The 15958-nt window shown below is 65.9% G+C and carries 13 protein-coding genes; 5 read left to right on the top strand and 8 right to left on the bottom strand.

What is annotated here, in order from left to right:
- Positions 1-120: 120 nt before the first annotated feature.
- The 3 genes from HG718_RS02955 to msrP form a co-directional block, all read right to left on the bottom strand.
- A complete protein-coding gene (locus HG718_RS02955; RefSeq protein ID WP_160588976.1) occupies positions 121-1401 on the bottom strand; it encodes a multidrug effflux MFS transporter in 1281 nt (426 codons plus the stop codon).
- Between the two features lie 196 nt (positions 1402-1597).
- Positions 1598-2083, bottom strand: a complete 486-nt coding sequence (locus tag HG718_RS02950; protein ID WP_036266351.1) for a Dps family protein — start codon at positions 2081-2083, stop codon at positions 1598-1600.
- Between the two features lie 264 nt (positions 2084-2347).
- On the bottom strand, positions 2348-3346 hold the full coding sequence (gene msrP / locus HG718_RS02945; protein WP_027844449.1) for a protein-methionine-sulfoxide reductase catalytic subunit MsrP: 999 nt from the start codon (positions 3344-3346) through the stop codon (positions 2348-2350).
- A 267-nt stretch (positions 3347-3613) separates the two neighbouring features.
- On the opposite strand from msrP, the gene HG718_RS02940 reads away from it, so the two are divergent.
- A complete protein-coding gene (locus tag HG718_RS02940) occupies positions 3614-4432 on the top strand; it encodes a M48 family metallopeptidase (protein WP_160588977.1) in 819 nt (272 codons plus the stop codon).
- Positions 4433-4547: 115 nt separating this feature from the next.
- Here the strand turns inward: HG718_RS02940 and HG718_RS02935 are convergent, their stop codons facing one another.
- The 4 genes from HG718_RS02935 to HG718_RS02920 all read right to left on the bottom strand — a co-directional run bounded on the left by HG718_RS02935 (position 4548) and on the right by HG718_RS02920 (position 8882).
- The gene (locus HG718_RS02935; RefSeq protein ID WP_160588978.1) at positions 4548-5369 is read right to left on the bottom strand and encodes a hypothetical protein; all 822 of its coding nucleotides are present in this window, start codon (positions 5367-5369) and stop codon (positions 4548-4550) included.
- A 621-nt stretch (positions 5370-5990) separates the two neighbouring features.
- Positions 5991-7205: a pyridoxal phosphate-dependent aminotransferase gene (locus HG718_RS02930; RefSeq protein ID WP_160588979.1), complete on the bottom strand. Its 1215-nt coding sequence runs from the start codon at positions 7203-7205 to the stop codon at positions 5991-5993.
- A 176-nt stretch (positions 7206-7381) separates the two neighbouring features.
- Complete coding sequence (locus HG718_RS02925; RefSeq protein WP_160588980.1) at positions 7382-8062, bottom strand: alternative oxidase; 681 nt, start codon at positions 8060-8062, stop codon at positions 7382-7384.
- 142 nt (positions 8063-8204) lie between these two features.
- Entirely contained in the window at positions 8205-8882 is a 678-nt protein-coding gene (locus HG718_RS02920; RefSeq protein ID WP_160588981.1) for a pyridoxamine 5'-phosphate oxidase family protein, read from the bottom strand.
- 146 nt (positions 8883-9028) lie between these two features.
- On the opposite strand from HG718_RS02920, the gene pdxR reads away from it, so the two are divergent.
- The 4 genes from pdxR (at position 9029) to HG718_RS02900 (ending at position 14667) form a co-directional block, all read left to right on the top strand.
- Complete coding sequence (gene pdxR, locus HG718_RS02915) at positions 9029-10513, top strand: MocR-like pyridoxine biosynthesis transcription factor PdxR (protein ID WP_160588982.1); 1485 nt, start codon at positions 9029-9031, stop codon at positions 10511-10513.
- 41 nt (positions 10514-10554) lie between these two features.
- Complete coding sequence (locus HG718_RS02910; RefSeq protein ID WP_160588983.1) at positions 10555-11163, top strand: glutathione S-transferase family protein; 609 nt, start codon at positions 10555-10557, stop codon at positions 11161-11163.
- A 472-nt stretch (positions 11164-11635) separates the two neighbouring features.
- Positions 11636-14014 carry a marine proteobacterial sortase target protein gene (locus HG718_RS02905; protein ID WP_160588984.1) on the top strand — a complete coding sequence of 793 codons (2379 nt, stop codon included), beginning with the start codon at positions 11636-11638 and terminating at the stop codon, positions 14012-14014.
- Entirely contained in the window at positions 14011-14667 is a 657-nt protein-coding gene (locus HG718_RS02900; RefSeq protein WP_160588985.1) for a class GN sortase, read from the top strand. Before HG718_RS02905 ends, HG718_RS02900 begins: the two co-directional genes overlap by 4 nt.
- A 500-nt stretch (positions 14668-15167) precedes the next feature.
- On the opposite strand, the gene HG718_RS02895 is transcribed toward HG718_RS02900, so the two are convergent.
- Positions 15168-15953 carry a methyltransferase domain-containing protein gene (locus HG718_RS02895; RefSeq protein WP_160588986.1) on the bottom strand — a complete coding sequence of 262 codons (786 nt, stop codon included), beginning with the start codon at positions 15951-15953 and terminating at the stop codon, positions 15168-15170.
- Between the last annotated feature and the right edge of the window lie 5 nt (positions 15954-15958).

The raw sequence follows: 15958 nt of genomic DNA, 5'->3' as shown, positions 1-15958 counted from the left end.
ACCGGCTGCCAAAGAACTGGCCGGACCTGCAGCGTATCGCAGGTCCGGCCTTTTCTTTTTGGGCTCCCTGACGCAATCAGCCGATCGCCCAATCTGCCAATCGCCCAATCGGCCGTTCGCTCAGTCCGCGTCCTGCACAGCTGCGGGCACAATCGACAGGTCGTCATCCGGCCCGAACAGGCGGCCGCCTTCTGCCACCGCCACGCAGGCGACAGCCCCCAGCGCCAGCAGCAGATAGCCGATGAACAGCGGCACCACCGTGCCGTCATAGAGATAGCCGATCAGCGCCCCCAGCACCCCGCCCACGAAGGTCTGCATGAAGCCGAGCACCGACGAGGCCGTGCCCGCCACATGTCCCAGCGGGTCCATCGCCAGCGCGTTGAAATTCGTGCCGGTGAAGCCGAAGCAGGCAAACAGCATCGCCATCAGGATGCCGAACAGCCACACCGGGAAGCTGTCCCCCAGCGTGAAGGCCAGGACCAGGCCCGTCATGATCAGCGCCAGGAACAGGCTCAGCGCCAGGTGCGACAGCCGCCGCATCCCCAGCCGCTCGACAAGCCGCGAGTTCATGAAACTGGACAGCGCCATGAACAGCGCAATGGCACTGAAGGCCAGCGTGAACATCTCGCCCATGCCGAAGGTCTGGGTGAACAGCTGCTCCGCCTGGTTGATGAAGGCAAACAGCACCGCGAAGGTGAGCGCCGTGGCCAGCGAATAGCCGAATGACGCCCGGGTGGTGACCACCACCCGGAACGCCGCTGACACGCGGCTGAAAGTCAGCGGCAGGCGGTACTCCGGATGCAGCGTTTCCGGCAGCCGCAAATAGCTCCACACAGCCATCACCGCGCCGAGAATGCCCGTCACCCAGAAAACCGACTGCCAGTTGCCGAACAGGATGATCACCTGCCCCACATTGGGCGCGATCAGCGGCACCGCCATGAACACCATCATCACCAGCGACATGACGCTCGCCATGCGCGCCCCGCCGAAGGTGTCGCGCACCACGGAGACGGCGATCACCCGTGTCGCCGCAGTGCCCACCCCCTGGATGAAGCGGATCGCCAAGAGGGACTCGAAATTGGGTGCATAGGCCGCCAGCGCCGACGCGGCCACATAGACCGCAAGGCCGAACATCAGCACCGGCCGGCGGCCGAACCTGTCTGAGATGGTGCCGTAGAAAAGCTGCGCTGCCCCGAACCCCATCACATAGGCGCTGATGACGAACTGCCGCCGGTTGGCCTCCTCCACCGCCAGCGCCTCGCCGATCTCCGTCAGCGCCGGGATGAAAACATCAATCGCCAGCGCATTGAGCGCCATCAGCGCCGCCACCATGCCCACAAGCTCCCAGCGCGGCATGGACAGGGCGGGAGACGGGCTCGACGGCGGCGGAGAGGTGGTCATGGCGAGTGCTTTCGGGCAGGCACCGCCGGAGGAATGCCCGGCAGCGGGCCCGACACACTTATGCCCCGCCCGCCCGAGCGCAACCCCGGCACCGCGCATGGCAGCCGTGAGGCAGCGGAGAGGCAACCATCAAACGCAAAAGGGCGGACCCGTGAGGTCCGCCCTTTCATCCGTCAATCACTATTTCCGGGGACGCCTACGACGCCCGCTCGAGGGTCGAGCGCAGCATCCAGGCGGTCTTCTCATGCACCTGCATGCGCTGGGTCAGCAGGTCGGCGGTCGGCTCATCGCCGGCCTCTTCAGCGGTCTTGAACACCTGCCGCGCCGTGCGGGCTACGGTCTCGTGCCCCTTCACCAGCTGCGCCACCATCTCTTCCGCAGACGGCACGTCGTCGCTTGTGGGCTCAACGCTGGCCAGCCGCGAGAAGGCGGCGTAAGAGCCCGGCGCGAACACGCCCAGGGCGCGGATGCGCTCGGCGATCTCGTCCACCGACTGCCACATCTCCGTGTACTGCTCCATGAACATGGCATGCAGCGCGTTGAAGTGCGGGCCGGTCACGTTCCAGTGGAAATTGTGGGTCTTGAGATAGAGCGTGTAGGTGTCCGCCAGGACGCGGGACAGGCCCTCGGCAATCGCCTCACGGTCCTTCTCTTCAATGCCGATATTGATGGCAACACTCATCTCGAAAGCTCCTTGTTTGAACAGGCGGGATCACCCGTCCGTCCATATATTGGAATAATTCTAAACTACGTCAAGCGCGCAAAAACACCCCGTGCGCACCTGTCGCACACGGGGTGATCAACTGCCGCCGACCCGGTTTGTTCCCGCAATCAAAGTGGCCGAGATGCCATCTCCGCCCTCGCCCCATTACCGTGGCCTTCCGGTCAAGCCGGAGGGACACGGGGAAAGAGACTGAGTGAAACAGGGGCGATCCCCGGCAGCCACTCAGAAATAGAGCTTCTGTCCCTCCAGCCCCTTGTAGAGCCCTGCCACCTGCTCGGCATAACCGTTGAACAGCAGCGTCGGCACGCGGCGGCCGGTGCCGAGCACCTCCTCCGACGCCTGGCTCCAGCGCGGATGCGGCACTTCAGGATTCACATTAGCCCAGAAGCCATATTCGCTCGGCTGAATCTCCTCCCAGAAGCTCACCGGCTTCCTGGACGTGAACTCGAACCGCACGATCGACTTGATGGATTTGAAGCCATACTTCCACGGCACAGCCAGCCGCAGCGGCGAGCCGAACTGCTCCGGCAGCGGCTTGCCGTAAATGCCGGTCACCAGGAAGGCCAGTTCATTGGTCGCCTCGGCCAGTGTCAGTCCCTCCGTATAGGGCCACGGATACCAGGACTGCTTCTGCCCGGACGCCACGCTCGGCTTCAGGAAGGTCTGCATCTTGAGATAGCGTGCCGACGAGGTGGGCTTGGCCATCGCCACCAGCGCCGCCAGCGGGAAGCCGGACCACGGCACGGTCATCGACCACGCTTCCACGCAGCGGTGCCGGTAGATGCGCTCCTCAAGCGGCATCCTGGCAATCAGCTCATCCACGTCGATGGTGAACGGGCTTTCCACGTCGCCCTTGATCTCGATCCGCCACGGCCGCGTCTCCAGCGCCTGCGCCGCGCGCGAGATCCGCTTGTGCGAGCCGAACTCGTAGAAATTGTTGTAGGTGGACGCCACCTCTTCATCCGTCAGCGGACGGTCGATGGGGATGTCCGTGTTCTTCGGATAGGGAAACAGCTCCGCGGCCTTGGCGGTCAGCTGCGCCTCGCTGTCGCCGCCGGATGCCGTCTCCGCCGCCTCGCCGCAGCCGGCCACGCCCAGCACCGCGGCCCCGGCAATGCCCGCCCCCGTATGGCGCAGGAATGACCGCCGGTTGAGGAACACGTGCTCCGGCGTCACGTGGTTTTCCGAAATCTCCCACGGCCGGGGACGTTTGATGAGCATGATGGCGCCTTTTTGCTGCGGACCCGTATCAGCCCGATGGAGCTGATGCCCCGGTGGACCTAATGATGGCGCGCCCGCGCCGCAGGGCAAATCACAGCTGTGCGAGAGAAACGCGGGATCGCGTGATGTCGCCGGAGCCCCGCCGCCGGCGCGGTTTCGCGCCGTTTTGCCCGCCCCGTCGCAGCCTGCACATATTCCCGCTATACTTTGACGAGAACTCTTAGTGCGTGCCCGCTCAATTGATGTTCCGTCTCAGGGGGAAATGCCATGTCCGACACCTACACAAGGCCCGTCATCACGCTCGATAAATCCCGTGCGCCGATCCGCATGAACCGCCGCCAGATCCTGCAGGGCCTCGCCGCGGGCTCCGTCGTGGCGTTCACCGGCTGCGCCTACAACCCGTCCCTCGGCCGCGACCAGCTGATGCTGGTGAGCGAGGGCCAGATGGCCTCCCTCTCCGCCCAGGCCTGGAGCGACCTCAAGAAGAAGCAGAAGATTTCGAGGGACCCCAAATACAACAACCGCCTGCGCAATGTCGGCCGCAAGATCGTCGGCGCCGCCAACATGCAGAACCAGCAATGGGAATATGTCGCCTTCGAGAGCAAGCAGAAGAACGCCTTCGTGCTGCCCGGCGGCAAGGTGGGCTTTTACACCGGCATGATGGATTTCGTGGACAATGACGCCCAGCTCGCCGCCATCATGGGGCACGAGGTGGGCCATGTGCGCGCCCGCCACGGTGCCGAACGCTACAGCCAGGGCCTTGCCAGCCAGGTCGGCATGACCGCAGCCCAGGTCGCCGTCTCCGCAGGCGACGTCGCCTATGGCGGCCCACTGGTGGCAGCTCTGGGCCTCGGCCTGCAATTCGGCGTGCTGCTGCCCTATTCCCGCCGCCACGAGCTTGAAGCCGACAGCCTCGGCCTCACCTACATGGCCAAGGCCGGCTACAACCCGCACCAGTCCGTCGCCCTGTGGGAAAAGATGGACAAGGCCGGCGGCAGCCGCCCGCCGGAATTCATGTCCACCCACCCGGACCCGCGCACCCGCATCGCCGCCCTGCGCACCCAGATCCAGCAGATGGGCTACTAGCGGCCTCGCCGCGTAGATCAAAAAAAGCGCCTCTCCCTGGAGCTGGGAGAGGCGCTGCGGGCCGCACAGGGCATAGCAGGGCAGGCTTGGCGGCCCGGGGACAGACAGATGCCGCCTAGAACTTCAGTTCCGCATTCAGCGACAGGGCCAGATCACGGCTGCCGTCATCGGTCAGCCCCGGCAGCACGGCGAAACGCGTTTCCAGCGTCCGGCCGCGGCCAAGATCAAGCGCGTTGTAGATGGCCGGGCCGAAATAATGCGACTGGTCGTCGAAATCCGGCGCGTCGCCAAAGGCCTCGTCGATATCGCCATGGGCCTCGAGGCCAATCTTCCAGCTCTCGGCAATCGGCGTCGTCGCGGCGAGCGCATAGGACAGGCCCGGATCCTCGTCATCCGTGAACGGAACTTCGACGAACAGATTACCCAGCAGCGTCACGCTGCCCAGCCCCACCTCGGCAATCGGGCCGAGCGCCAGCGCGCCTTCATCGATGCCGGCCTTGTTGGGCACTTCCAGCGCCGCATAGAAGCCGATCACGTCGCCGCCATGGCCGTGCCCGTGATCATGGTCGTGGTCATGGCCATGATTGTGGCCGCCATTGCCGCCGCCCTGCCACAGCAGGAAGACATTTTCCCATTCAAACGCTTCAAGCTCCGCCGTCTCCTCTTCCGGATTGGCGATCTCGAAGGCAGCGACCGTCTTCCACCACTTGGTGACACCGACGCCGAGCGCGATTTCGTGCACCGAGCGCTCCTCACCCGCCGGAACATCCTCGGCGAAATAGGTGTTGAGCGCTTCAAGCTCGATGCCGCCCTCCACCACATCCGGATGAATAACCTCGAAAATCCCGCCGCTCGCCTGAGCGGAGGTGATGCCTGCAACAGACATGAAGGCCGCCGCCGCTACCGCGGCACGGCTTGAAGAAATGAATTTGGTCATAGGACACCCTTCCCCAGAAATTCGGAACAACGCGCATCTGTATTGTTATATCGTTACATTTGCAAGCCGGGAATGGCCGGTGGCGGTGCGCGTCAGGTCACCTCTCCCCTCGCGGGAGAGGGGGTATTAGGCTTCGGACATTCCTTCCCGTCACCCCGGGACTCGATCCGGGGTCCACTCGCGGGTGCTGCAGTGAAGGGCATAGGCGAGTAGGCCCCGGACCAGGTCCGGGGCTGCGGAGTTTTGGACATGCGCGACAGATCGGTTGCGCAAGCGCCGAGTTGAGGGGACGGGCCCGTCCACCAACTCACCCTCACAAATCAACCATCACCGCTGCCGCCCCCTCACCCTCCCACGGGCCTCCGCCCGCGGGCCCCTCCCTCTCCCGCAAGGGGAGAGAGAACATGTGCAGTCACCTCAGCAACTGCCGCTCCCGCTATTCCTCCGGCTTGACCGGAGGATCTCTTCAAGGCTCTGGCCTGCCGCACGAGACCCTCCGGTCAAGCCGGAGGGTGAGCGGATTTTTGAAAGGCGCGGCTCTGGCGGCGTCACCACATCCACAAACAAAAAGGGCGGGACACGTCTCTGTGCCCCGCCCTTTTGATCCGTATCCGGACAACCCTAGCTCAGGCTGCCGCAGAAGCGCTGGATGCGGGTGCAGGCTTCTTCCAGGGCTTCGGTGGATGTTGCGTAGGAGATACGGAAGAAGGGCGACAGGCCGAAGGCGGCACCGTGCACCACGGCCACGCCTTCCTGCTCGAGCAGCGCTGTCGCAAAATGCTCGTCACTCTCAATCACCTTGCCGTCCTGCGTCTTCTTGCCGATCAGGCCGCGGCAGGTCGGATAGACATAGAACGCGCCCTCCGGCGTCGGGCATTCGATGCCGTCCGCCTGGTTCAGCATGGAGACCACGAGGTCGCGGCGCTCCTTGAACACCTTGGCGCGCTCGGGAATGAAATCCTGCGTGCCGTTGAGCGCTTCCACCGCCGCCCACTGGCTGATCGAGGTGGGGTTGGAGGTGGACTGCGACTGCAGCTTGCGCATGGCGCCGATCAGGTCCTTCGGCGCGGCGCAATAGCCAATACGCCAGCCGGTCATCGCATAGGCCTTGGAGACGCCGTTCATCGTCAGTGTCCGGTCCTTGAGGCCCGGCTCCACCTGCGCAGGCGTCACGAACTCGAAATCGTCATAGGCCAGGTGCTCATACATGTCGTCGGTGAGGATCCACACCTGCGGATGCTTCATCAGCACGTCCGTAAGCGGCTTCAGCTCCTCACGCGAATAGCCCGCGCCCGACGGGTTGGACGGCGAGTTGAAGATGAACCACTTGGTCTTCGGCGTAATCGCCTTGTCAAGCTGCTCTGCGGTCAGCTTGAAGCTGTTCTCGATCGTCGTCTCGACGAATTTCGGCTCACCGCCGGCCAGCAGCACGATGTCCGGATAGCTCACCCAGTACGGTGCCGGGATCAGCACCTCGTCGCCCGGGTTCAGCGTCGCCACCATCGCATTGAAGATGATGGGCTTGCCGCCCGGCGCCACGAAGCATTCTTCCGGCGCATAATCGAGACCGTTCTCGCGCTTGAACTTGGCGGCAATCGCCTCCTTCAGCTCGGGGATACCGTCAACGGCGGTATATTTGGTCTCACCGCGATTGATCGCGTCGACCGCGGCCTTCTTGATGTTGTCCGGCGTATCGAAATCCGGCTCGCCCGCACCCAGGCCGATCACATCCCGGCCCTGTGCCTTGAGGTCGCGGGCCTTCTGGGTCACAGCGATTGTGGCCGAGGGCTGAACGCGCGCAAGGGACTTGGAGAGGAAGTTGTCTGGCAGGGCCATGGTGATTGTCTTTCCCGTTATCGTTGGGGGATGGGCGTTACGGGCGCGACCCTATCGCCGCCCTTGACCGCCCGCAACCGGGAAACCCGCACACCAAACATGTGATGAAACAGGGTCATCACCTGCCCTCTCCCGCGCCCGCAACAGCATGAGCGCGGGCCCCGGCCGGGAGGCGGTCAGGCGCCCTCCAGTTGCCCCTGCCCCTGAGACTGCCCCCGCGGCTGCTCGCCACGCTTCAGCGTATCGGCAAAGGCGTGGTTGCGGTCCCGGTGGCCTGCTTCATCCTCCCGCACCGCGATCACCACATCACGCAGCCGGGCATTGGGCGCAAGGTCCCAATACTCGATGGCAAGGTCCGGCGCGGGCACGTTTTCATGCCGCCCCGCATCGATCTCGGCCAGATAGCGCGTGTAGCTGGTCACAGCCTCTTCCTCGAAATAGCCCACCACCCGATGCGCCGTCTTCGGCGAGGCGAGATAGAGGAAGAAGTAGGCGTTATAGAAGACGAACTGGGTGAACAGGATCAACATCCGCTCCAGCAGGCTGGGCTGGGCGATCTTCACGAAAGTGAGCAGATGCATCCGCTCATTGTCGGCCTCATCCAGCAATTCGCGGATCCAGCCGTCATCATCCTCCATCCGCCGCAGCGACCGCAGATGCTGCAGCAGCCCCGCCACCATGCCCGGCACGGCGGCCACCGTCTCCAGCACCACCGCCCGGTGCCCGTACCGCTTGGCAAAAAACGTATCGGCCACAAAGCGCAGCAGCTTGACGAAGCCGAGCGCCACCCGGTCGCCCAGATCAGCCGGCGCAAAATGCGGATTTACCGGGGATGGGGTGCTGACGCGATCAGTCATGGCCTGCTCCTTTCAAGCTGCTCGCCGGACGCGGACATGCCTCCGGCCACATCTGAAAAGCTGGTTCGGCACGCGGGATTTGCAGGACGGCACAAGGCCGCAGGACGAAGATGTCGCAGGGGGTGCCCCCTTTGCAGCGCCCCTACCGGCAGCGCGCCAGTACGCCCTCCGGCACCTCCGCATCCACCTGCATGTCAGCCGATACCTCCGGTGCCAGATGACGCGTCTCCATGGGCACGACGCCGGCCCAATAGGGCAGGTCCATGTCCTCGGCGTCGTCATTCGGCCCGCCGGTGCGCACCTTGGCAACCGCCGTTTCAAGCGGAATGCGCAGCACCATGGTGGCCTTCATTTCCTGCGCGTTCGGTGCCCGCGAGCCATCGGCCCGGCCCTCGGCGATCCGTTCCATGAACAGCCACATGGCCTGCATGCGCGCGGCCTCGTCACGCACCTCCTCGGCGGCGCCATGCACCATCACCGAGCGGTAGTTCATCGAGTGATGAAACCACGACCGCGCCAGCACCAGCCCGTCCAGATGGGTGACCGTGGCGCACAGTGGCAGGCCGGACGCCAGTTCCGTGAACATCCGCGTCTTGCGGCTGCCATGGATCAGCAGGCTCTCCCCGTCGCGCACATAGAAGATGGGAATGCACACGGGCTTGCCGCCGGTCACAAAGGCAATATGCGCCACGTAGCCCTCATCCAGGATGGCATGCACCGCCTCGCGCCCATACTCCGCCCGCTTGGCAACGCGCATCTTCGTTTCCCGGCTGCGACCGTAATGGCTGGCACTCGCGGGGCTCTCGATCAGCTTTGGCATGGCTCTCTCCGTGAATAGCAGCCATGCAGTAGGTCCAAAATGGCTTGGCAATGAGCACCAATTATGCCGAAACTGCGGAGCCAATAAGCTTGCCCGGCGTAAAACTGCCACCGCTACCACCGCCGCTACAAATGGGGACACGCATCATGGTGGAAAACATCCTCACCACCCTGCCCGGTCTGACGCTGGACCGGTCCGCCGATTTGCCCCTGCACGCGCAGCTGGCCCAGGCCCTGCGCGCGGGCATTCTGGCGGGCCGCACCCCGCCGGGCACCCGCCTGCCCGCCACCCGCACGCTGGCGGCAGAACTCGGCATCGGCCGCAACACGGTGGCCGATGCCTATGACCAGCTGATCGCCGAAGGCTATCTGGAAGCCCGCGTCGGCTCCGGCACCCGCGTCGCCCCCATCGCGCCCGACATGCTGCTCACCACGAACGCGGAGAACACCCCGGCGGAGGACGCCCCGCCGCCGCCGCTCTCCCGCCGCGGCCGCGACCTCGCAGGCGCCCTGCGCCCCGTGCCGCCGCCGCCGGGCAGGTTCGGCTATGCATTCCAGCCTGGCATTCCGGCGTTTGACGCCTTCCCGCTGGCCAGCTGGACGCGCATCTCCGCCCGCTGCGCCAAGAACATCCGCGCCGTCGGTGACTATTCCGACCCGGATGGGCTGGCCGATCTGCGCGAAGCCATTGTCGCCCACGTCAAGCTCGCCCGCGGTGTTGTCTGCGAGGCGGACCAGGTGATCGTCACCGCCGGCACCCAGGCCGGCCTCGACCTTGCCGCCCGCATGCTGATTGATCCGCAGGACCCGGTCTGGATCGAGGACCCGGGCTATGGCGGCGCGCGCGGCGCCTTCATCGGCGCCGGGGCCAATCTCGTGCCCGTGCCGGTGGACGAGGAAGGCATGGATGTGCGCACGGCCCGCCGCATGGGCGCCCGGCCGCGCGTCATCTATGTCACCCCGTCCCACCAGTTCCCCCTGGGCATGACCATGTCGCTGGCCCGGCGGCTGGAGCTGCTTGAACTGGCCGAGGATGCGGACGCCTGGATCATCGAGGACGACTACGACAGCGAGTACCGCTATCACGGCCGTCCCCTGTCCTCCCTGCAGGGCCTCGATGGCGGCAGGCGCGTGCTCTATGTGGGCACCTTCTCCAAGACCTTCTTCCCCAGCCTGCGCCTCGGCTACCTCGTGGTGCCGCGCGACCATGCGGATGCGTTCCGCAAGGCGATCCGCAACACGGGCCACTCGGCCCCCGGCCTGCCGCAACTGGCCCTGAAGGAGTTCATGGCCGCAGGCCACTACGAGGCCCACACCCGCCGCATGCGCAAGCTCTACGACACCCGCCGCCAGATGCTGGTGGACACGCTGCATGACGTCGCCGCCGGCACGCTGGAGCCGCAGGTGCGCGAGGCCGGCATGCAGATGCCAGCCTTCCTCAAGCACCGCCGCGACGACGAAGCCATGGCGTCGGACCTCGTGAAGCGCGGCATCGCCGCCGCCCCGCTGGGCCGCTACACGCTGGACGAGCGCAACTGGCGGCCCGGCCTCATGCTCGGTTTCGCCGCCGTCGAGGAACGCTTCATCCGCCCGGCGGCGGAAACCCTCAACGCCTATCTGGAAGGCGCCTGAGCGCTGACGCCGGATCACATATCCCTGAAAGGACCCCGGCCATGACCTATCGCCTCTACCACATGCAGTCCTCCGGCAATTGCTGGAAGCCCCGCGTGGCGCTGCATCAGCTCGGCCTCGATTTCGAGCTGGTGGATGTCGACATCATGAAGGGTGAAAGCCGCACCGAGGCCTTCATGGCCAGGAATCCCAACGGCCGCGTGCCCCTGCTGGAGCTGCCCGATGGCCGCTTCCTCGCCGAGTCCAACGCCATGCTCGCTTATCTGGCCGAAGGCACCGACCTCATCCCCGCCGACCGCTACGCCCGCGCGCTGGTGTTCCAGTGGATGTTCTTCGAGCAGTACAGCCACGAACCCTATATCGCCGTTGCCCGCTACTGGCGTCATCTCGAAGGCAAGGAGCCGCCCGAGGCCGTCCCCGGCCAGATCGAGGACCGCGGCTACGCGGCCCTCGGCGTCATGGAGCAGCGCCTGGCCGAAGCCCCCTTCTTCGCCGGTGACATCTATTCCATCGCCGACATCGCCCTTTATGCCTACACCCACGTAGCCCACGAAGGCGGCTTCTCCCTCGAAGACTTCCCCAACATCCGCGCCTGGCTCGCCCGCACCGCCACAACGCCCCGCTTCGTCGGCATGGACTGGCGCCCCTGAGGCCCCGTGCAGGAAAGCGGAGAGCCCCCCGCAGCGCCGGATCAAGTCACCTCTCCCCTTGCGGGAGAGGTCGGTGCGTCAGCACCGGGTGAGGGGGTGGACATCTCCGCCATCAGAACCGTCAGAGATCAAACGCCGCCGCTGCCGCCCCCTCACCCTCCCACGGGCTGACGCCCGCGGGCCCCTCCCTCTCCCGCACTTTGTCCGCTTCCGGCGGACAAGCCGCCGAAAGGGGGGAGAGGGATATTTTCCCCGCATCCATCCGGCTTGACCGGAGGGTCCACTCGCCTCCCCGCTTGCCGCAGCGTGCACAATCCCGCGCAGCCCCCCATCCGCCCGCGCCACAAACTTGCCCCAAAATGCTCCGCGCCTTGCCACAAAGGCTGCGCGCTCTGGCCCCATTGCGGTGGCCAACTGCCCTCATACCGATCCGGCCCGGGATGGCCGGCGGCGCCAGATGGAGGGGAGACCGATGGCAGGCACGACCGTACCCACACATGTATCTCTGCGGCTGGAAGCCGTGACCTATGTGCTCCGCGCATTGGCGATCATCGCCACCTTCATTGTCGCGGCACTCGCCCAGTCCGGTAGCCTGTCGATCGCGGCTCTTGCCCAGGACACCGCTCAGGAAGCCTCCACAAAGCCAGCCGCGCCAAGACTTGCGACCGTCCGCCCCGGTGACATGACCTCCGGGGCGCTTCTGTTCGAGACCCAGACACCGGGCAGTTACGTGCAGGCCCCGCTGGTGGCGACCGACGTTGATCTCGACATCACCGGCATCATCGCCCGCGGCACCGTCACCCAGCGCTTCTTCAACCCCACCGACGGCTGGGTCGAAGGCATCTATGTCTTCCCCCTGCCGGATGACGCCGCCGTCGACACCCTGCGCATGCAGATCGGCGACCGCTTCATCGAAGGCAAGGTGAAGGAGAAGCAGGAAGCCCGCCAGATCTACGAGGATGCCAAGGAACAGGGCATCAAGGCGTCGCTGGTTGAGCAGGAGCGCCCCAACCTTTTCACCAATTCGGTCGCCAATATCGGCCCTGGTGAAATGGTCGTGGTGCAGATCGCCTATCAGCAAACCGTGACCGTCGATCAGGGCGAGTACGCAATCCGCTTCCCCATGGTGGTCGCCCCTCGCTACATGCCGCAGCCCAGCGTGCACATGGTGGATTTCGCGACCGGCCCCAACGGCGAAACCACGGGCTTTGCCGCGATCTCCGATCCCGTGCCGGACCGCAACCGCATCTCCCCGCCGGTGCTGAACCCAGAAACCGACGGCAAGTCGAACCCGGTCACACTCTCCGTCTCCCTGGCCGCGGGCTTTGCCCTTGGCGACGTCACGAGCCACCACCACGAGGTGACGCTTGAGAAAGACAAGACCTCGGCAAAGCTGACCCTCGACGCCCCCAACGGCCAGGTGCCCGCCGACCGCGACTTTGAACTGACCTGGCGCGCCAAGGACGGCGCAGCCCCCGGCGCGGCCCTGTTCATCGAAACGGCGGAGGATGCGTCCGGCAACGAGACGCCCTACCTGCTGCTGATGCTGACCCCGCCCACCGGCACCGCCCTGCCCGACGCGGGCCCGCGCGAGGTGATCTTCATCATCGATAATTCAGGCTCCATGTCCGGCCCCTCCATGGACCAGGCAAAGAAGAGCCTCCTGATGGCGCTCGACCGGCTCGACACGGACGACACCTTCAACGTGATCCGCTTTGACGACACCTATGACATGGTGTTCCCGTCCGCCCAGCGCGCCGACCGCGAAAACCTCGACATCGCCCGCGCCTTCGTGTCGGCGCTCGAGGCCGACGGCGGCACCGAGATGCTGGCCCCGCTCGAGGCGGCGCTCGCTGATGCCAATCCCGGCGACACCCAGCGCCTGCGCCAGGTGGTGTTCCTCACTGATGGGGCCATCGGCAACGAGGTGCAGCTGTTTGAAACCATCTCCCAGCGTCTCGGCCGCTCGCGCCTGTTCACCGTCGGCATCGGCTCGGCGCCCAACTCCTTCTTCATGACCCGCGCGGCGGAAGTCGGCCGGGGAGCCTTCACCCATATCGGCACCGCCGAGCAGATCACGAGCCGCATGGCGCAGCTGTTCGAGAAGCTGGAGACCCCGGTCATCACCGGCCTCGAAATGGACTGGCCCGCCCGCCTCCTCAACGAAGCCTGGCCCAACCCGCTGCCGGATCTCTACAAGGGCGAACCCATCGTGCTGACCGCGCGGCTGGCGCGCCTGCCGGAGCCCGGCGACATGCTGGAACTGGGCGGCACCATGGCCGCAGCCCAGGGCACCACCCCCTGGCTCGTCCGCCTGCCGCTGGCCAGGGCGCAGGAAGGCGACGGTATCGCCAAGCTCTGGGCCCGCCGCAAGATCGCGTCGCTCGAAGGCTTCCGCTATGCGGGCGGCGACTGGGACACAACCGACAAGGAACTGCTGGCAACCGCCCTCGACCATCATCTGGTCAGCCGCCTGACGAGCCTTGTCGCCGTCGATGTCACCCCCTCGCGCCCCACCGGCGAGGACCTGGCCTCAGCTGAAGTGCCGCTCAACCTGCCCGACGGCTGGAACTTCGAGAAGGTCTTCGGCCCCGACACCACCGTCATCCAGACCCGCGCCTCGGTGACACCTGATGCAGCGCCCGGCGCATCGCAGGCCGCATCACCCTGGCAGGTGCTGAAAGTGGCCGCCGCACCGCCCGCCCCCGCAGCCGCCAAGGCCGGCGTGCCCCTGCCCGCAGGGTCCACCCCTGCCCCGCTGCTGTTCCTCATCGGCGCTGCACTGATCGGCCTCGGCATCCTGCTGCTGGTGCTGATCCGGCGGGACGAAAAGACAGGCCGGCCCGCATGATCGCGCGCCGCACCCTGCTCGGCCTCACAGCCGGTGCGCTGCTCCTGGGCGGCGCATCGGCGCTGGCGGCAAGCCTCTATATCGACGCAAAGGCGCTCGTGGGCCAGGTGATGCTGGAGCACGCCTTCGCCCAGACGCTTGAGACCGGCGCACCGGTCAAGCCCTGGAGCTGGGCTGACACCTGGCCCGTCGCCCGCGTCTCAGCGCCCATGCAGGGTGAAAGCGCCATCGTGCTGGCGGGCGCCTTCGGCGAAGCCATGGCCTGGGGTCCCGGCCACATGGCCGGCACCCCCCGTCCCGGCGCCCGCGGCATGGCCATGATCGCCGCCCACCGCGACACCCATTTTGCGTTTCTCAAAGACGTGACGCCTGGCGACCCGATCACCGTCACCAATGCCGACGGCACGGCCCATCACTTCACCGTGACCGGCACGAAAATTGTCCGCTGGGACCAATCTGGGCTTGATCCGCATACGGAAGGTCAAAAACTCGCCTTGATCACCTGCTACCCGTTCGATGCTCGCACGCAGGGCCCGCTGCGCTACGTGGTGCTCGCGGAAAAAACGGACGCACTGCAAGCAAGCGGCCCGGCCCCTGCGCTCGCGTCCCTCACACCTGATCCGGTTTCGCCCGAGGCAATGCGGACAAACTGAGGATAACCGGCCGGCGTCCCGGCTCCCGTCCCGGATCCCCTTCGCAGGGAGCCGACGGCGCCGCCCCCGGGGACCCGCCCTCAGTATCCACCCGCATCAGCCCAAGGCGAAAGGCCGGCGGCGGCTCCCAACAAGCCGCCGCCGGTTCTTTTTTGGGCGAGAGGGAGTCTGGCGCACCCCCTTAGAAAATACTCCCGCTATTCCTCCGGCTTGACCGGAGGATCTCTCGGTGGCTCTGCCGTGTCGAGGGAGACCCTCCGGTCAAGCCGGAGGGAAGGCGGGAATAAGGTTGCTTGCAACAAATCACCTCTCCCCTCGCGGGAGAGGTCGGTGCGCAGCACCGGGTGAGGGGCGTGGACCTCTCAGCCACACCGAGAGTTAGAAACAAGACGCCACCGCTGCTGCCCCCTCACCCTCCCACCGCTTGCGCGGCGGGCCCCTCCCTCTCCCGCAAGGGGAGAGGGGAAAGAAGGCGGGATTGGGGGAGGTTCTGAGGAAACTCACCCCTTCACGGCGACGAACAGATACCGGTTCAGCGAGAAGAAGTAGTGCCCCTCCCGGCCCAGCGCCTGAAGGTCATCGGCCCAGGCCCGCGCTTCGTCCTCGGAGATGCCGTCCCGGCCGGAGACGAAGTTGAGGATGCCCATCATGATCCCGGCGGAATAGCTGTGCGGATTCCAGTCCGGGTTGAACAGGGGGATCAGCTCGCGGCGGGTCACCACGAGCCCGGCATCGTGCAGCAGCGCCGGCAGCTTCCGCGGCAGATGCGGGTCGGCCAGGTGCTGATCCCACACCTTCAGCACCCGCTCCATGCGCTCGCGGTTGGAGGAATGCCAGACGATGGAATCCCAGTCCGTGTCCAGCACCACCAGCCTGCCGCCGGGCTTGAGCACCCGCTTGGCCTCATGCAGCGCTGCCCCCATGTCGGTCACATATTCGTAGACCTGGGTCGATACCACCACGTCCATGCTGCCGGACGCCACGGGCAGCTGCTCCGCTTCCCCGTGCTCGATCGTCACCCAGTCCATGTCCGCACAGCGCTCAGCGGCCATCGCCACCATCGCGCGTGACATGTCGACGCCGGTGACGCTGCCCGCCGCCGTCACGGCCTTGCCCATGTCATGGGCCAGAAGCCCCGGCCCGACGCCGATATCCAGCGCCGCCATGCCCGGCCGCAGCCCCATCGCCGCCATCACATGGGTCCGCTGCCCCACGACGTCAGGCGTCAGATACATTGCTTCCACCGCCTTGGCGGCGGCTGCGTCAAACTCGATCATGCCGGACATGCCAG

It is taken from the genome of Pyruvatibacter mobilis, assembly GCF_012848855.1.
GTDB classification, from domain to species: Bacteria; Pseudomonadota; Alphaproteobacteria; order CGMCC-115125; family CGMCC-115125; genus Pyruvatibacter; species Pyruvatibacter mobilis.
This window is presented reverse-complemented; position numbering and strand designations above follow the sequence as displayed.